Origin of the sequence: Mycobacterium sp. E1386 (assembly GCF_001672745.1) — a bacterium.
Classification (GTDB): Bacteria; Actinomycetota; Actinomycetes; order Mycobacteriales; family Mycobacteriaceae; genus Mycobacterium.
Genome location: NZ_LZKH01000029.1, coordinates 29,422 through 45,341 on the forward strand (window position 1 = coordinate 29,422; position 15,920 = coordinate 45,341).

General features: G+C 67.8%; 17 protein-coding genes and 1 pseudogene. 14 read left to right on the forward strand and 4 right to left on the reverse strand.

Annotated features, from left to right (window positions below; translation table 11 throughout):
• Positions 1 to 112: 112 nt before the first annotated feature.
• Together A5709_RS03385 and A5709_RS03390 are read left to right on the forward strand one after the other, a co-directional pair.
• Positions 113 to 790 (forward strand): cation transporter, encoded by a 678-nt coding sequence (locus A5709_RS03385; protein WP_082973761.1) that lies wholly within the window; start codon positions 113 to 115, stop codon positions 788 to 790.
• Positions 791 to 854: 64 nt separating this feature from the next.
• Positions 855 to 1,733: a PfkB family carbohydrate kinase gene (locus A5709_RS03390; RefSeq protein WP_068117967.1), complete on the forward strand. Its 879-nt coding sequence runs from the start codon at positions 855 to 857 to the stop codon at positions 1,731 to 1,733.
• Here the strand turns inward: A5709_RS03390 and A5709_RS03395 are convergent.
• Positions 1,730 to 2,539, reverse strand: a complete 810-nt coding sequence (locus A5709_RS03395) for a GntR family transcriptional regulator (RefSeq protein ID WP_067944283.1) — start codon at positions 2,537 to 2,539, stop codon at positions 1,730 to 1,732. The two genes, A5709_RS03390 and A5709_RS03395, sit on opposite strands and share 4 nt — an antisense overlap.
• Before the next feature lie 89 nt (positions 2,540 to 2,628).
• Here A5709_RS03395 and A5709_RS03400 point away from each other — a divergent pair, with 89 nt between their 5' ends.
• The 6 genes from A5709_RS03400 to A5709_RS03425 all read left to right on the forward strand — a co-directional run bounded on the left by A5709_RS03400 (position 2,629) and on the right by A5709_RS03425 (position 7,820).
• Positions 2,629 to 4,050, forward strand: a complete 1,422-nt coding sequence (locus A5709_RS03400) for an MmgE/PrpD family protein (protein WP_068117970.1) — start codon at positions 2,629 to 2,631, stop codon at positions 4,048 to 4,050.
• A gap of 11 nt (positions 4,051 to 4,061) precedes the next feature.
• Positions 4,062 to 4,946 (forward strand): oxaloacetate decarboxylase, encoded by an 885-nt coding sequence (locus tag A5709_RS03405; RefSeq protein ID WP_067944250.1) that lies wholly within the window; start codon positions 4,062 to 4,064, stop codon positions 4,944 to 4,946.
• On the forward strand, positions 4,937 to 6,184 hold the full coding sequence (locus tag A5709_RS03410; RefSeq protein WP_068011412.1) for an aconitase/3-isopropylmalate dehydratase large subunit family protein: 1,248 nt from the start codon (positions 4,937 to 4,939) through the stop codon (positions 6,182 to 6,184). The genes A5709_RS03405 and A5709_RS03410 overlap by 10 nt, the downstream gene beginning before the upstream one ends.
• Positions 6,181 to 6,741 carry a 3-isopropylmalate dehydratase gene (locus A5709_RS03415; RefSeq protein WP_067944246.1) on the forward strand — a complete coding sequence of 187 codons (561 nt, stop codon included), beginning with the start codon at positions 6,181 to 6,183 and terminating at the stop codon, positions 6,739 to 6,741. The genes A5709_RS03410 and A5709_RS03415 overlap by 4 nt, the downstream gene beginning before the upstream one ends.
• Positions 6,738 to 7,286: a YbhB/YbcL family Raf kinase inhibitor-like protein gene (locus tag A5709_RS03420; RefSeq protein WP_068117972.1), complete on the forward strand. Its 549-nt coding sequence runs from the start codon at positions 6,738 to 6,740 to the stop codon at positions 7,284 to 7,286. Before A5709_RS03415 ends, A5709_RS03420 begins: the two co-directional genes overlap by 4 nt.
• Positions 7,287 to 7,412: 126 nt before the next feature.
• Positions 7,413 to 7,820: a hypothetical protein gene (locus A5709_RS03425; protein ID WP_067944242.1), complete on the forward strand. Its 408-nt coding sequence runs from the start codon at positions 7,413 to 7,415 to the stop codon at positions 7,818 to 7,820.
• 48 nt (positions 7,821 to 7,868) lie between these two features.
• On the opposite strand, the gene A5709_RS03430 is transcribed toward A5709_RS03425, so the two are convergent.
• Positions 7,869 to 9,911, reverse strand: coding sequence for an NAD(+) synthase (locus A5709_RS03430; RefSeq protein ID WP_067944240.1), 2,043 nt, complete (start codon positions 9,909 to 9,911; stop codon positions 7,869 to 7,871).
• 59 nt (positions 9,912 to 9,970) lie between these two features.
• Between A5709_RS03430 and A5709_RS03435 the strand changes: the two genes are divergently transcribed.
• Together A5709_RS03435 and A5709_RS03440 are read left to right on the forward strand one after the other, a co-directional pair.
• The gene (locus A5709_RS03435; RefSeq protein WP_067944238.1) at positions 9,971 to 10,510 is read left to right on the forward strand and encodes a cysteine hydrolase family protein; all 540 of its coding nucleotides are present in this window, start codon (positions 9,971 to 9,973) and stop codon (positions 10,508 to 10,510) included.
• A gap of 27 nt (positions 10,511 to 10,537) precedes the next feature.
• Entirely contained in the window at positions 10,538 to 11,386 is an 849-nt protein-coding gene (locus tag A5709_RS03440) for an NAD-dependent protein deacetylase (protein ID WP_068117975.1), read from the forward strand.
• On the opposite strand, the gene A5709_RS03445 is transcribed toward A5709_RS03440, so the two are convergent.
• Entirely contained in the window at positions 11,383 to 12,660 is a 1,278-nt protein-coding gene (locus tag A5709_RS03445; protein ID WP_068117978.1) for a cytochrome P450, read from the reverse strand. The genes A5709_RS03440 and A5709_RS03445 overlap by 4 nt on opposite strands.
• A gap of 105 nt (positions 12,661 to 12,765) precedes the next feature.
• Between A5709_RS03445 and A5709_RS03450 the strand changes: the two genes are divergently transcribed.
• The 3 genes from A5709_RS03450 (at position 12,766) to A5709_RS03460 (ending at position 14,430) form a co-directional block, all read left to right on the forward strand.
• A complete protein-coding gene (locus A5709_RS03450; RefSeq protein ID WP_068117982.1) occupies positions 12,766 to 13,416 on the forward strand; it encodes a TetR/AcrR family transcriptional regulator in 651 nt (216 codons plus the stop codon).
• 67 nt (positions 13,417 to 13,483) lie between these two features.
• The gene (locus A5709_RS03455; protein WP_068117985.1) at positions 13,484 to 13,975 is read left to right on the forward strand and encodes a MarR family winged helix-turn-helix transcriptional regulator; all 492 of its coding nucleotides are present in this window, start codon (positions 13,484 to 13,486) and stop codon (positions 13,973 to 13,975) included.
• Between the two features lie 23 nt (positions 13,976 to 13,998).
• A complete protein-coding gene (locus A5709_RS03460; protein ID WP_068117988.1) occupies positions 13,999 to 14,430 on the forward strand; it encodes a DUF5313 domain-containing protein in 432 nt (143 codons plus the stop codon).
• A gap of 5 nt (positions 14,431 to 14,435) precedes the next feature.
• Here the strand turns inward: A5709_RS03460 and proB are convergent, their stop codons facing one another.
• Positions 14,436 to 15,539, reverse strand: a complete 1,104-nt coding sequence (gene proB / locus A5709_RS03465; protein WP_068117989.1) for a glutamate 5-kinase — start codon at positions 15,537 to 15,539, stop codon at positions 14,436 to 14,438.
• A gap of 242 nt (positions 15,540 to 15,781) precedes the next feature.
• On the opposite strand from proB, the pseudogene cgtA reads away from it, so the two are divergent.
• Positions 15,782 to 15,920: pseudogene (gene cgtA, locus A5709_RS27165) on the forward strand (Obg family GTPase CgtA); the annotation flags it as partial.

Here is a 15,920-nt window from a genome sequence, read left to right on the forward strand (position 1 = left end):
CGCAGCACATTAGCGCGCGTGTCTCAAGATATGGGCGATTGCGCCAAAGCGTTCGAGGCTGACGCTGCCCGCGCCTTTATTCAGCTAATGGAGTCAACTTATTCTTGGCGTCATGAGCGATGGGTACGCGGAGGGTTGCGGTTGCGGGGCGACCGACGTGACAACCATCCAACGCTCGGAGCGCGACGCGCGATGGGTACGGGCTGCGCGCTTGGCGCGATGGCTCGCGTGGGCGAGCCTGGCGTGGATGTGCGCGGAGGGCGCGCTCGGCCTGTGGCAAGGGTTTGCCGCCGGATCCGTCTCCCTGATCGGATGGGCGCTGGGTAGCGCGGTCGAGGGCCTGGCGAGCGTGATGGTCGTGTGGCGGTTCACGGGTTCACGCACGCTCTCGGAGACCTCGGAGCGCCGGGCGCAACGCGGGGTGGCCATCTCGTTCTGGCTCATCGCGCCCTACATCGCCTTTGAATCGGTCCGTAGCTTGCTCGCGGGGGCCCGCCCCGAGACGACATGGATCGGCATGGCCCTGACCGCCGCGGCGCTGGTTTTGATGCCGCTTCTCGGCTGGGCCAAGCAGAGGCTCGGCAGACGCCTGGACTCGCGCGCCACGGCCGGGGAGGGCACACAAAACTATTTGTGCGCCGCGCAATCCGCGGCGGTGCTACTCACACTGGCCGTCATCGCCGTGTGGCCGAGCGGCTGGTGGCTGGACTCGGCGGTCGGACTCGTCATCGCCGGCTTTGCGGTCCGGGAGGGTCTCACGGCGTGGCGTGGCGAGGAATGCGCATGCTGACGCGAGTGCCAAACCCAGGTCACGGCACACGATTTGGCCCTGGTTACCGACTAACGTCAACGTAATGGCCCGAGTCTGTGTGGTCGGCAGCGTGAACATGGATCTGTCGCTTCGCGTCGATGCCCTCCCCTCTCCCGGCGAGACGGTGCTGGCGTCGTCGCTGACCTACGCGCCGGGCGGTAAGGGCGGTAACCAGGCGGTGGCGGCGGCGCGCGCGGGCGCACGCGTGCAATTCGTCGGCGCGATCGGCGATGACCCGGCCGCCGCGGAATTGCGCGCCCACCTGCTGGGCAACGGCGTGAGCCTGGACGCCACCGCCGAAACGCCCGGACCGAGCGGCACGGCGATCGTGGTCGTCGACGCCCACGCCGAGAACACCATCGTGGTCGCGCCGGGCGCCAACGGCCGGCTGGCGCTGGATGCCGCCGCCGCGCGAAGCGTCATCGCAGGCTGTGACGTGTTATTGACGCAGTTGGAAATTCCGGTGCAGGCCGCGGTGGTTGCGGCGCAGCAGGCCCGTTCGGTCGGGGCGGTCGTCATCGTCAACGCCTCGCCGGCCGGCGGAGACCAGGGCTCGCTGCCCGCCGCGGCGGCCGCGGCCGACGTGGTGATTGCCAACGAAGCCGAGTCCGACGAATGGCCTTGGCGCCCAACACACTTGGTGACCACACTGGGTGCGCGCGGCGTCCGGTACGTGGGCGTCGACGGCGACTTTCTGGTGCCCGCCCCCGCGGTAGCCGCGGTGGACACCACCGGGGCCGGCGACGTGTTCGCGGGGGTGCTGGCCGGCAGCTGGCCGCCCCATCCCGGATCGCCCGCCCAGCGGCTGCGCGCGTTGCAGCGCGCCTGTGCCGCGGGCGCGCTGGCGACGCTGCTGCCGGGCGCAGGTAACTGCGCACCGGACGCCGAAGCGATCGACGCGGCGCTGCGCGACGCCCGCTAGCCGATGCGTCCGCCCACGTCGTGGGCGATCCTCAGGCCGTCGCCGGTCTCCATCTCCTCGGCCGTCTGGCTGAGCAGGACGCGGCTACGGCTCGGCGACAGCACGGTCGAAACGTAGTGATGCGGCGCCTCGGCCACGAACGCCAAGCGGTTGACGCGCAGCAGCGCGGCGCCGATGGCCGTGCCGAGCAGGTGCGCGTGGCGCGGTCCGGCGATCTCGGCCGTGATCTCGTGCAGCACACGGTCCACGACGACGCCCTCGTCGGATAGCAGCTCGTAAAGCGGCCTGCGCCGCAACTCCCGTTCGGTCAGTACGTCGGCCCATTCCGGCGGCAGCCAGGCTTCGGTCACCATCAACGGCTCATCAGTGCGGCGTTGGCGCCGCACCCGCACGATCTGCAGCAGCTCGCCGGAACTTTCCAACGCCTCCCCGATGGCCCTCGGTGGACGGCGTTTTCCCAGCTCGACGACGTCGACCTTGGTTTCGAATTGCGTCTGTCGCAACCCCTGCATGAAGGAACGCCCGGCCGCCAAAACACCCGAGACGTCCGCTCGTCCGTGCGGCCGTACGAACGACCCGACGCCGTGCCTGCGCTCGATGTACCCCTGCTCGGCCAGGTCCGCCAGCGCCCGGCGCACGGTGATGCGCGATACGCCGAACTGATCGCACAGGGTCTGCTCGGTGGGCAATGCGTCGCCCGCGGCGATGACGCCACGGTCGATCTCGTCGTGCAGCACCAAGAACAGCTGCCGGTGCAGCGGCACCCCGGCCGCCGCCGAGACCGGCCCACCCTCGCCTTGTTGCATGGTGGTCAATGCTTCCACACGGCCCCCCTTGCGTAGCCCGATCGGTTGTTATATGTATATAACAACTACTCATTGGCCAGGGAGATTCGATGAACACGCCGGCCGCCACCGACCCGGACGGGCCGACGGGGCGGCTCGCCACCTGGGTCGCCGGCCTCACGCTCGACGACGTCCCGCGTCCCGTCCTCGACCGTGCGAAACACCTGCTCCTCGATGGCATCGGCTGCGCGCTGGTAGGGGCGCAACTACCGTGGTCACGCACCGCGACCGACGCCGTCCTCGCGCTGGAAGGCGCCGGCGACACCGTCGTCATCGGCACCGGACGCACCACGGGGGCGCCTGCCGCGGCGATACTCAACGGCACCTTCATTCAGGGCTTCGAGCTCGACGACTTTCACCCGCTTGCCCCGCTGCACAGCTGCTCGTTGTTGATTCCCGCCCTGCTGTCGACGGCGTCCACGCGGCCGCACCCCTCGACGGGCGCCGACCTGTTGCTGGCCGCGGTCGCCGGCTTCGAGGTGGGCCCGCGCGTCGGCTACACGCTGCACGGCACCCAGATGCTCGACCGCGGCTGGCACTCGGGCTCGGTTTTCGGCACGCATGCCGCGGCGATGGCGTCCGGAAAGTTACGCGGGCTGCCGCCGGCGCAATTGGAGGACGCCCTCGGTCTGGCCGGCACGCAGTCGGCGGGTCTGATGGCCGCCCAGTACGAGGCCATGAGCAAGCGCATGCACCACGGCTTGGCGGCGCGCAACGGCTTCTACGCGGCGGGGCTGGCGGCGGCCGGTTACACCGGCATCAAGCGGGTTTTCGAGCGCGAATACGGCGGGTTTCTCAGTGTTTTCGGCGAGGGCCACGACCCCGACGCCGCGCCGCTGACCGGCGAACTCGGACAGCGATGGGAGACCACCATGATCATGGTCAAGTCCTACGCCGCGATGGGTGGGGTGCACGCCGCGATCGACGCCGCCCGTCGGGTGCGTGAATCCGTTGCACCCCAGGATATCTCGAAGATCGACATCACCGTCGGCGAGACCATCTACAAGCACGGCTGGTGGCAACCGGAGAGACCGCTGACCGCGATCGGCGCCCAGATGAACATCGGCTATGCGACCGCCGCGGCACTGCTCGACGGCAACGTGCTGCCCGAACAGTTCACCGCCGCCCGCCTCGATTCCGACGACATCTGGTCGCTCATCGCGGCGACGACGGTGCACCTGGACGAATCGCTCACCCACGCCGATTTCACCGAAAAATTTCGTACCGACGTCGCGGTGACCACCCGGGACGGCGCGGTCCATCGCGCCCGCGTGGCCTTGCCGCACGGCGCGCCCAACGACCCCGTCACCAACGACGAACTCGTCGACAAGTTCCACTCGCTCGCCGACCGGGTCACCAGCCGGTCGCGCGCCGAAGCCATCGAGCGGGCGGTGGTCAATCTCGACGGCCTCGACGACGTCGAGCGACTGACGGATCTGCTCGCGGCCTCGGTCGCGGGCGCCCTGGACTAAAGGAGAGAGTCATGCCCACTACCGCGGCGCGGCAACGGCTGAAGGACTTGCTCGGTGCCCGCGAACTCATCGTCGCGCCAGGCGTTTTCGACGGAATCTCCGCGCACCTGACGAAACGCACCGGCCACACCGCGGCCTACATGACCGGCGCAGGCGTGGCGGCCTCGGGCTTCGGCTTACCCGACATCGGGCTGGTCACCGCGACCGAGATGGCCGGCAGGGTCGCGATGATCACCGAAGCGTTGGGTGACATCCCCCTGATCGCCGACGCCGACACCGGCTACGGCGCGCCCATGAACGTGGTGCGCACCGTTCGCTCGTACGACGCGGCGGGAGTGGCCGCGATTCAGTTGGAGGACCAGGTCTTTCCGAAACGTTGCGGCCACCTGCCCGACAAGCAGGTGGTGGATGTGGCGGTGTTCGAACAGACTCTGGCCGCCGCGCTGGACGCCCGCTCCGATGACAACCTGCTGGTGGTGGCGCGCACCGACGCGCGGGCGCCCCTAGGCCTGGACGCTGCCATCGAACGCGCCAACCGGTACGCGCAGGCAGGCGCGGACATCGTCTTCGTCGAGGCGCCGCAGGACGACGGCGAGATCGAGCGCATCGCGCGCGAGGTCGACGCTCCCCTGCTGATCAATTTGGTGCTGGGTGGCCTCACGCCGCTGCAGTCGGCCTCGCGGCTGCAAGAGTTGGGCTACGCCATCGCGATCCATCCGAGCACCCTGTTGATGCAGGCGACTTTTGGTATGTTGCAAAGCCTTTGCGAACTGAACGGCACCGACATCGCCGGCCACCTGCCCAGCACACCCGCCGATTTCTTCAACATGGTGGGAATGGCCGACTGGCTGGAGCGCGACGCCCGCTACGCCCGCAAGGACCCCTCATGGGCATGACGATCATCGAGAAGATCTTCGCCCGCAAGGCCGGTCTGGATGTGGTGTCCGCGGGTGACACGGTCGTGGTCGACGTCGACATGACCGTGCTCATCGATTTGCAGTTCGCCACGATGTGGATTACGCCCAACCGGATCCATGACCCCGACAAGCTGGCGGTCGTCATGGACCACGCAGTGCCCGCACCGACAATCAAGGACGCCGCGGGCGGTCCGCGGGCCCGCGAATTCGTCGCCGATTTCGGCATCCAACGGTTCTATGACGTCGGCCGGCACGGCATCTGCCACCAGGTGATCGCCGAGAACGGGCTGGCGCGACCCGGAGAAGTCTTGGCCTGCACCGACTCTCACACCTGCGCGGCGGGCGCCTACAACACCGCCGCGCGGGGCCTCGGGCCCGCGGAGATCTATTCGATCATGTGCACCGGCATGACATGGTTTCAGGTCGCGCCCACGATCCGATATGAGCTCGAGGGCGCCAAGCCGGAGACCGTCAGCGGAAAAGACATCTTCTTGCATATCGCCAACGAGTACGGCGATGCGCCGAACCGCAACCTGGAATTCGGCGGCACGGGCCTGGCCGGCATCCCGATGCATGACCGGCGCACCGTGGCGACCCAGTGCGCCGAGGTTTCCGCCGACTTCGCCACGTTCGAGCCCGACGAGGTATTGACCTCGTTTCTCGAGGACCGTGGCGTCACCGAATACCGTGCCGTTACGCCGGATTCCGATGCCGCATACCAAGAGATCCGCCGCGTCGATTTGGCGACGCTGGAGCCCTACGTGGCGCGGCCGGGAACGGTCAGCCGCAATGGTCTGCCCGTCTCCCAGCTGGACCGCCGCAAGGTCGACCAGGCCTTCATCGGCTCGTGCGCGAACGGACAGCTCGAAGACCTCGCGATCGCCGCACGGGTGGTGCGCGGCAAGACCGTCGCGCCCGGGGTGCGCCTGTTGGTCACGCCCGCCTCCCAGGCGGTGTACCGGGACGCCATGCGGCTGGGGTACCTGCAGGATCTGGCCGACGCGGGTGCGGTCATCACCAACTCCACCTGCGGCGCCTGTTTCGGCTACCACATGGGCGTGGTCGGTCCCGGGGAGGTATGCATCACCTCGAGCACACGTAACTTCACCGGACGCATGGGCAGCACCGAGGCCGAGATCTTCATGGCATCACCGGCGACCGTCGCCGCGTCGGCAATCACCGGCTACATCACCGACCCGAGGAGTGTGACGGCATGACCGTGCAGTTTCGCGGCAAGGTCTGGCTGTTCGGAGACAACCTCAACACCGACGCCATGTACCCGGCCTTCGCGATGAAGATGGATCCGTCGGAGGCGGCCAGGCACATTTTCTACGAGGTTCGCCCGGGTTGGACCGACGAGGTGTCCCCGGGTGACATCGTGGTGGCGGGCAAGAACTTCGGTCTCGGATCCTCGCGGCCGGTGGCGGCCCTCTTCGTCGAGCTCGGCGTCGCGGGACTGGTCGCCGAGGAATTCAACTCCTTGTTCTTTCGCAATGCCGTCAACGCCGGCCTTCCGGCCATGACCGTGCCCGATGCCACCAGCGTTTTCCACGAAGGCGACACGGCCACCTTCGACCTGACCGGGGGCACCTGGCGCAACGACACCACGGGTGCGTCCGGACGCGTTCCCAAACTCCCCGGACTCATCCTCGACATCATCGAAAGCGGCGGCGTGCTGCCGCGGTTGGTGGAGCAGGGTTATCTTCCCAGCGAATTGGGCGATCTCCTGCGGTCGCCCACCGTCGCGATTCGCGGCGCGGGCAGCGGCGCATGACGGCGCTGCCGGGCCGGCTGCTGCGCCGCGTCCGCGCCGGCGCGCACCGAAGTCCCCTTGCCGGGCCGGCGTTCGATGCGCCCGCCGCCATCAGCCTCAGCAGCACCGCTTTCACCGATGGCGGCGGGATGCCGACCTCCAGCGCGGGCACGGGCGTCGGGGACAATGTCTCGCCACCCTTGCGGTGGAGCGCGCCGCCGCCGGGGACCCGGCAGCTGGTGCTCATCGTCGACGACGTCGACGTGCCGCTGCCCCGCCCGCTGTTGCACACCGTCGCCGTGATCGAGCCGACGCTGGACGGCCTCGAGGCGGGCGGCTTGCAACCGCATGCGGCAGGCGTCCGGTGCCTGCGGGCGGATCTGGGCCATCGCGGCTACGCCGGGCCGCGCCCGATCCCCGGCCACGGCCCGCACCACTACCGATTCCACGTGTTCGCGATCGACCGGGCCGTGCCGGACAGCATCGCCACGGCCAAGGCGCTGCTGGCCGCGATCCGTGGGCACGTGCTGGCCCGCGGCGCGCTGACCGGAACCTACGAACGCTGAGGCGGCGGGCCGACGCGACCCTCCTGGCCTGCGCTTGGCAGTGATTGGCAGCGTCTGGCGTCGATCTGGCAGTGGTCTGCGAGCAGCGTGAGTGGCGACCGTTCAGCCACCACGAAAGGAACATCAATGTCCGCCACCACCATTGACCGCACGGGCACCCGCGACGGGCTGCTCCGCCTCGCCATGCGCGCCGACGCCGCCATCAGCGGGCTGGTCGGCCTGGCCGGTATCCCGCTGGTCGGCCGGCTCGCCGAGCTTTCGGGAACCACGAAGGCGTTCGAATACAGCATGGCCGCGTTCTTGATCGGCTACGGCGTGCTCGTGTTCGGGCTCGCCAGGATGCGATCGGTGCTGCGCGCCGGTATGGCCGTCATCATCGCCAATGTGGCCTACACGGTGGCCGCCGTGGTGCTGGTGCTCGCGGATGTCTTCCCGCTGACCTCGGCCGGCGTCGCGTTGAATCTGGCGGCGGGCGCCTACACGCTGGTGTTCGCGGAGCTGCAGTACCAGGGCTGGCGCCGCGCGAGGGCGTGAGCGGACGTTCCGGGCCCGTCCGGCGATGCCGGGCGGGCGCCGAGCGTGCTACTCCTCCGGTATTTGCCGCTCGATCTCGTCGAGCCAGATGCGCGCCGACATGTCCGACGGGGCACGCCAATCACCGCGCGGTGACAGCGCACCGCCGTGCGACACCTTGGGGCCATTGGGCAAGGCCGAGCGCTTGAACTGGCTGAACGAGTAGAACCGCTGCACGAAGATCCCGAGCCAATGCCGAATCTCCTTGAGCGAGTAGACCGGTCGCTTGTCGGCGGGAAATCCCGGTGGCCAGTTCCCGCGCTCGGGATCGCTCCACGCGTGCCACGCCAGAAACGCGATCTTCGACGGCCTGAACCCGTAGCGCAGCACGTGGAACAGCGAGAAGTCCTGCAGGGCATACGGTCCGACCTTGTCCTCGCTGCTCTGCAGCTCTTCCTCCTCGCCTTTCGGCACGAGCTCCGGGGAGATCTCGGTATCCAGCACCGACTGCAGCACGTCGGTCACGTCGGACTCGAACTGGCCCGACGAGATGACCCAACGGATCAGGTGCTGAATGAGCGTCTTCGGGACGCCGCCATTGACGTTGTAGTGCGACATCTGGTCGCCCACCCCGTAAGTCGACCAGCCCAGCCCGATTTCAGAGAGGTCGCCGGTGCCGAGCACGATGCCGCCGCGCTGGTTGGCCAGCCGGAACAGGTAGTCGGTGCGCAGGCCCGCCTGCACGTTCTCGAAGGTGACGTCGTAAACCTTCTCCCCGCGCCCAAACGGATGGTCGATCTCCTTGAACATGACCATTGCCGTCTCGGTGATATCGATTTCGGAAAAGGTGACCCCGAGTGCGCGGCACAGCTCGATCGCGTTGCGTTTGGTGCGATCGCCCGTCGCGAACCCCGGCAGGGTGAACGCCAAAATGTCACTGCGCGGCCGTTCCTCGCGGTCCATCGCCCGTGCGGCGACGATCAACGCGTGGGTCGAGTCCAGGCCGCCGGAAATGCCGATGACGATCTTCGGATAGTTCAGCGCGCGCAGCCGCTGCTCGAGTCCGGACACCTGGATGTTGTAGGCCTCGTAGCAATCCTGTTCCAGGCGTTGCGGATCGGCGGGGACGAAGGGGAAGCGCTCGATGTCGCGGTGCAATCCGATATCGCCGTCGGGCGGGTCCAGCCGAAACTCGATGCGCCGGAACGACTCGGCCGACCCGCGGTGGTGGCGCCGGTTGTCGTCGAAGGTCCCCATGCGCAACCGTTCCGAACGCAGCAGGTCGATGTCGACGTCGGCGATGCTGCGCCGCTCCCCCTTCGGAAAGCGCTCGGATGAGGCCAGCAGTTCACCGTTCTCCCACACCATGGTCTGACCGTCCCAGGCCAGGTCCGTGGTCGACTCGCCCTCGCCCGCCGCGGCATACACATAGGCGGCCAGGCAGCGCGCCGACGCCGAACGCGCCAACAGGCAGCGGTCCTCGGCGCGGCCGATCGTGATCGGGCTGCCGGACAGGTTCGCCAGCACCGTCGCGCCCGCCAGCGCGGCTTCCGCGCTGGGCGGGATCGGCACGAACATGTCCTCGCAGATTTCGACGTGCAGCACGCAATCGGGCACATCCGAAGCGGCGAACAACAGGTCGGGGCCGAAGGGGACGTCGGCGTCACAGATCCGGATGGTGCCGCGCTCGTCGTCTCCTGCCGCGATCTGCCGGCGCTCGTAGAACTCTCGGTAGGTGGGCAGGTACGACTTCGGCACCACCCCGAGCACCGCGCCCCGATGGATGACCACCGCGGTGTTGTAGATGCGATGGCGGTACCGCAGTGGGGCACCGACGACCAGAACCGGCAGCAGATCGGTCGAGGACCCGACGATGGTCTCGATGGCGGCTGCGACGTCGTCGAGCAACAAGTCCTGCATCACGATGTCCTCGATGGAGTACCCGGACAACGTCAGCTCCGGGAACACGGCCAGCGCGACGCCGTCGTCGTGACAAGCCTGCGCCAATCGCAACACCGACTCCGCGTTGGCCGCCGGATCGCCGAGCGTGGTGTGGTGCGTGCACGCGGCGACCCGGACAAAGCCCTGGCTGTAAGCGTTGTAAAAGTCCATCGCCCTTCCATTGTCGCCTGACCTGTGTCAACCCGCGGCCGCCGGGTATCCCTTCCATCATGAGCGATACTGCCGTGGTCGTGGTCGACATGATGAACACCTACCAGCATCCCGATGCTGAAGAACTAATACCCAATGTCGCCACCATCATCGACCCGCTGGCCGATTTGGTCCGGCGCGCACGCGAATCCGACGACGTGGACCTGGTCTACGTCAACGACAACTACGGCGATTTCGCGGCCCAGTTCTCCGACATCGTCGGCTCCGCGCTCGACGGCGCGCGCCCCGATCTGGTGAAGCCGATTGTGCCGGCCGGGGACTTGCGCGTGATGACCAAGGTCCGGCACAGCGCCTTTTATGCGACCGCGCTGGCCTACCTGCTGAACCGGCTGGAGACCAAGCGATTGGTGATTGCCGGACAGGTCACCGAACAGTGCATCCTCTACACCGCGCTCGACGCCTATGTGCGGCACTTTCCCGTCGTGATACCGACCGACGCGGTCGCGGGCATCGACGCCGAGTTGGCCGCGGCGGCGCTCAAGATGATGGAGAAGAACATGTCGGCGGAGCTCACCACCGCCGCGGAGTGCCTCGGTTAACCACGTCATGGCCGTACGCTGGACGGGGTGACCGCCCGACGCGCAGAATCGCCGGAGTTGGTCGCGTTGCTGGCCGGCCGCCGGATTGCGGTGCTGACGGGCGCGGGGCTGTCCACCGACTCCGGCATCCCCGACTACCGGGGTCCTGATTCCCCGCCCAGCAATCCGATGACCATCCGCCAGTTCACCTCGGATCTTGCGTTCCGGCAGCGGTACTGGGCGCGCAACCACGTCGGCTGGCGGCACATGGATGACACCATGCCCAACGCCGGCCACCGAGCGTTGGCCGCCCTCGAGCGCGCGTCGGTGGTGACCGGGGTGATCACCCAGAACGTCGACCTGCTGCACACCAAGGCCGGCAGCGAGAATGTCGTCAATCTGCACGGCACCTACGCGCGGGTGATCTGCCTGGGCTGCGGGTACACCATGAGCCGCGCCGCGCTGGCCGAACAACTGGAGGCGCTCAACCCAGGATTCGCCGAGCGCGCCGAAGCGGTCGGCGGCCTCGCGGTGGCCCCCGACGCCGACGCCGTCGTCGCCGATACCACGTCGTTCCGCTATCTGGACTGTCCGCGCTGTGGCGGAATGCTCAAGCCGGACATCGTCTACTTCGGTGAAAGCGTCGCCAAAGAGGTTGTCGACCAAGCATATTCACTGGTGGACGAGGCCGACGCACTACTGGTCGCCGGCTCGTCGCTGACGGTGTTCTCCGGCTACCGGTTCGTGCGTCACGCCGCCGCGCTGGGCAGGCCCATCGCCATCATCAACCGGGGCCGCACCCGCGGGGATGACCTGGCCACCGTCAAGGTCGACGGCGGCTGCTCGGAGCTGCTGGCGCTGCTGGCCGACGAGTTATCGCCGATAGCAGCGGGTTAGAACCTGCACGGCATGCTGCGCACGGCGTGAATGAAGTTGCCCGCCACGTATATGGGCTCACCCGCCTGAATGTCCGGCAGCTGCCGCAGCAACTCGCCGAAGATGGCTCGCAGCTGCGCCCGGGCCACGTGCGCGCCGAGGCAGAAGTGCACCCCCCCGCCGCCGAAGCCGACGTGCGGGTTGGGGTCGCGGGCCAGGTCGAAACGTTCCGGATGGTCGAAAGCCTCGGTGTCCCAGTTTCCGGACGGGTAGAACATCACCACCTTCTCCCCCGCGCGGATGGTCTGGCCGCCCAGCTCGACATCCGTTGCCGCCGTGCGCCGGAAGGTCATCACCGGTGAGGCCCACCGGATGAACTCCTCGACCGCCATGGGAATCCGGTTGTCGAAATCATCGAGCAGCCAGGCGCGCTGATCGGGAAAGTCCGTGAGCGCCTTCATCGCATGGCTGGTGGTCTGGCGGGTGGTGTCGTTGGCGGCCACGGCGAGCAACACGAAGAACGCGGCCACGTCGGCGTCGGACAACCGGTCGCCGTCCACCTCCGCGTTCACCAGACCGCTGAACAGGTCGTCACCCGGCCGCTCGCGGCGCTCGGCGGCCAGCGCGCCGGCGACCTGGTGCAGATACATCTGATTCTCGACCAGGACCTCCAGCGGATTGCGCCCGTCGAGGTAGACGGGGTCCGCCCATGACACCAGCGCATCGGCGGCCCGCGCCACGTGCTCACGCTCGGATTCTTCGATCCCGACCATGTCCGAGAGTGTGCGAATGGGCAGCTGTTTCGAACACTGCTCGACGAAATCTACGCCGCTGCCCGCGGCCCGCAGCTCTTCGACGATGGTCTTGGCGTTCGCCTTGATCGAGTCCTCGATGCGGCGGACCTGCCGCGGGGTGAACGCCGCGCTGACCAGCTTGCGCAGCTTGGTGTGCCGCGGTGGGTCCATCGCCAGGAAGGACTGCGAGGCCTCGAGCAGTTCCACGGGGACGTTCTCGAAAATCACCCCCTTGCCGGACAGGAACACCTCGTTGTTGCGGCTGACCGAGACGATGTCCGCGCGCCGGGTGACCGCCCAGTAGCCGGGATCCTCGGGATCGGACATCAGGGCGTCTTCAACCGGAGGGTGCCAGCTCACCGGGCGTTCGGCCCGTAGCACCGCGAACGAACGCTCCCGGTCGGCCGCGGTGGTCGACCAAAACGCGCGCGAGGACAGGTCGATGGGGTCGTAGGCACGCCCGGGCTTCTCGGTGCCCGACGTCCCGGTCATCACGGTCATTGGCGATCCCTCCGTTGCGTATGACCTCGGTCACAGACTGCCTGCGACACTATTCCTAGACATAGTGTCTAGTCAAGCCGTCACAAGACGCTCTATGCTGGGCATATGCCATCGGTCACCCGGAAGCCGCAGGCCAACCGCGAACAGGAACGTCAGCAGCGGCGAGAGCAGATCGAACGCCGGCTGCTGGACGCCACCGAGCGGCTGATGCGCGACGGCGCCAGTTTCACCGAGCTCAGCGTGGACCGGCTGTCCAGCGCGGCCGGCATCTCCCGCGCGAGCTTCTACATCTACTTCGAGGACAAAGGGCACCTGCTGCGCCGCCTGGCCAACCAGGTGTTCGCCGACCTCGCCGAGAGCGCGGATCGCTGGTGGAGCGTGGCCGGCCGGCACGATCCGGCCGACGTGCGCGCCGCGATGGACGGCATCATCGCCAGCTATCGGCGGCACCAACCGGTGTTGGTCGCGCTGAACGAAATGGCCGGCTATGACCCGCTGGTCGCGGCGACCTACCGCAACCTGTTGACCGCGGTCAGCGGGCGGATGACCCGGGTCATCGAGGAAGGGCAGGCCGACGGCTCGATCCGACCGGAATTGCCCGCGGCCACCACCGCCAACGCCCTGACCTGGATGGTCGAGCGATCCTGCCAGCAGAACCTCCCGGTGAACCCGCGCGACTATGACGCGGAGCTGGCCGCCACGCTGACCGAGATCGTCTGGGGCGCTCTGTATCTCAAATCCACTTCGGTGCACTAATGCACGGGCCGTGGCTGTGACGAGGACGACATAGTTAGCACGTTAACTATTGGGATACCATGTAATTATGTCGCCGCTGACCGCACCGGAGCTCGACGCGCTTTCCCTCGAACAGCAGGTGTGCTTCGCGCTGAGCGTGACCAACCGCGCCGTTTTGGCCGTCTACCGGCCGCTGTTGGAGCCGTTGGGGCTGACCCACCCCCAGTACCTGGTGATGCTGACGCTCTGGGATCACCAGCGGGCCGGAACGGGGCAGCGAAAAGCTTTGTCGGTCAAGGAAATTGCGGCTACGTTGCAGATGGATCCGGCCACATTGTCGCCGATGCTCAAGCGCTTGGAGGCACTCGGCCTGATCACCCGTACGCGAAGCACCGTCGACGAGCGCTCCACTGACGTCAAACTCACCGACAGCGGCACAGCCTTGCGGCGCCGTGCGCTCAAGATTCCACCCGCCGTGGTCGCGCGTCTGGGCGTCGACATCGGCGAACTTCAGCACCTGCACCAGGTGTTGACCCGCATCAACGCGGCCGCCCTGGCGGCGGGCGCATTGCAGTCCTGAAACCGCCCGCCATAGGAGCCACCGTGACCGAATCCAAGACCCTCACCAAGCCCAACGTCTGGCAGTACATCGCCTACTCGTACGGTCGGTGCCTGCCCAGCTCGATGCGCGACTGGGTCGCCAACGATCTGGCCGGCAAGGGAGCCGTGCGCCGGCACATGATCCGGTGGGCCATCCCACCCCTGTTGGTTCTCGCACCATTCTGGCTGCTGCCCGCTTCGCTGTATGTGCACACCGAGATGACCGTGCCGCTCTATACCTGGGCCCTGCTGATTTCGCTCGCATTGAACAAGGTCTGGCGCCGGCACCGGCTGGCGCAGCACGGCCTGAACCCGAACCTCGTCGACGTGCTCAAGAACAAGAAGCAAGCGAAGATGCACGAGGACTACGCCCTGCGTTACGGGCCGCGTCCCGAATCGGCGGCGTGGCAGGACAACAGCAACCCCTTCAGCTAGCCGCCCTAAACCGCCACCAGATCGTCGGCATGCACCGCGGGCCTGCGCAACTCCCCCGGCAGCTCGGAGGTTGACCGGCCGATCATGGTCGCCAGTTCGGTCGCGTCGTAGGCCACCACGCCGCGGGCGACCATGGCCGCGTCCGCGCCGCGCAGTTCGACGACGTCTCCGGCATAGAACCGGCCCGACACCGCGGTGACGCCGGCGGCCAGCAACGAGCGGCGCTGGGATACCACCGCACGCACCGCGCCCTCGTCCAGGGTCAGCGTGCCGGCCGCTTCGGCGGCATACCGCACCCAGAACCTGCGCGCCGACATTCGAACGGGCCGGGCGGCAAACACCGTGCCGACCGAAGCATCGGTCAGGGCGGTCGCGGCGTCGGCCGCGGCGGCGAGCAGGACCGGCACTCCCGCGTCGGCGGCCAGCAATGCCGACGACATCTTGGACACCATCCCCCCGGTGCCCAAGTCGCTGCCCGGTCCGGCAACCACACCGGTCAGGTCCGCCGAGCCGGAGACCTCCGCAATGAATCGGGCGCCCTTGGTTTTTCGGGGATCCGAGTCGTACAGACCGTCGATGTCGGAGAGCAGCACCAGGGCCTCGGCTCCGACCAGGTGAGCCACCAGCGCCGAAAGTCGATCATTGTCGCCGAACCGAATCTCGTTGGTGGCCACCGTGTCGTTCTCGTTGACGATCGCCACCGCATGCAGAGCCCGCAGCCGGTCCAGGGTGCGCTGGGCGTTCGTGTGCTGGGCCCGCATGGAGATATCGTGCGCGGTCAGCAGCACCTGCCCCACCGTGCGGCCATACCTCGCGAACGCCGCGCTCCACGCGTTCACCAGCGCGACCTGCCCGACGCTGGCCGCGGCCTGCTTGGTCGCCAAATCCTTGGGGCGACGGGCTAATCCGAGTGGCTCGATGCCGGCGGCGATGGCACCCGAAGAGACGATGACGACGTCAGTGCCCGCCTTCATCCGTGTTTCGATGGCGTCGGACAGCCCGGCCAGCCGGCCCGCGTCGAACACCCCGGACGGTGTGGTCAGCGCGTTGGTCCCGACCTTGACCACGAGGCTGCGCGCGGCCCGGATGGCGTCGCGCTGAGCTATCACGATGCGCCGCTCCTGCTCATCGCTTCGTCCCCCGCAAGCGGGCGGTGCCCCCACTGCATCGTCGCCGGCGCTCACGACTCGTCACCGCGTTCGCGGCGCTGACGGCGGGCCGCCTTGCGCTCCGCCGCCCCGGTGCGCTCGCTGCGTTCCAGCCGCACGTCGGTGCCTCTCCCAGACATCGGGGCGTTCATCGCAACCTGTTGTCCCGCAGGCGTTTGCGGCTCCCAGTCGAATGTCATGTCCCCGATGGTCACGGCGCACCCGGGTTGCGCGCCCAGCCGCAGCGTTGGGTCCGGCAGACCAACTTCGACAATGACGAAGCGGTGGGCTACCTCGCCGACCGCCTGGCCCGGTTGGGTGTCGAGGATGAGCTGCTGCGGC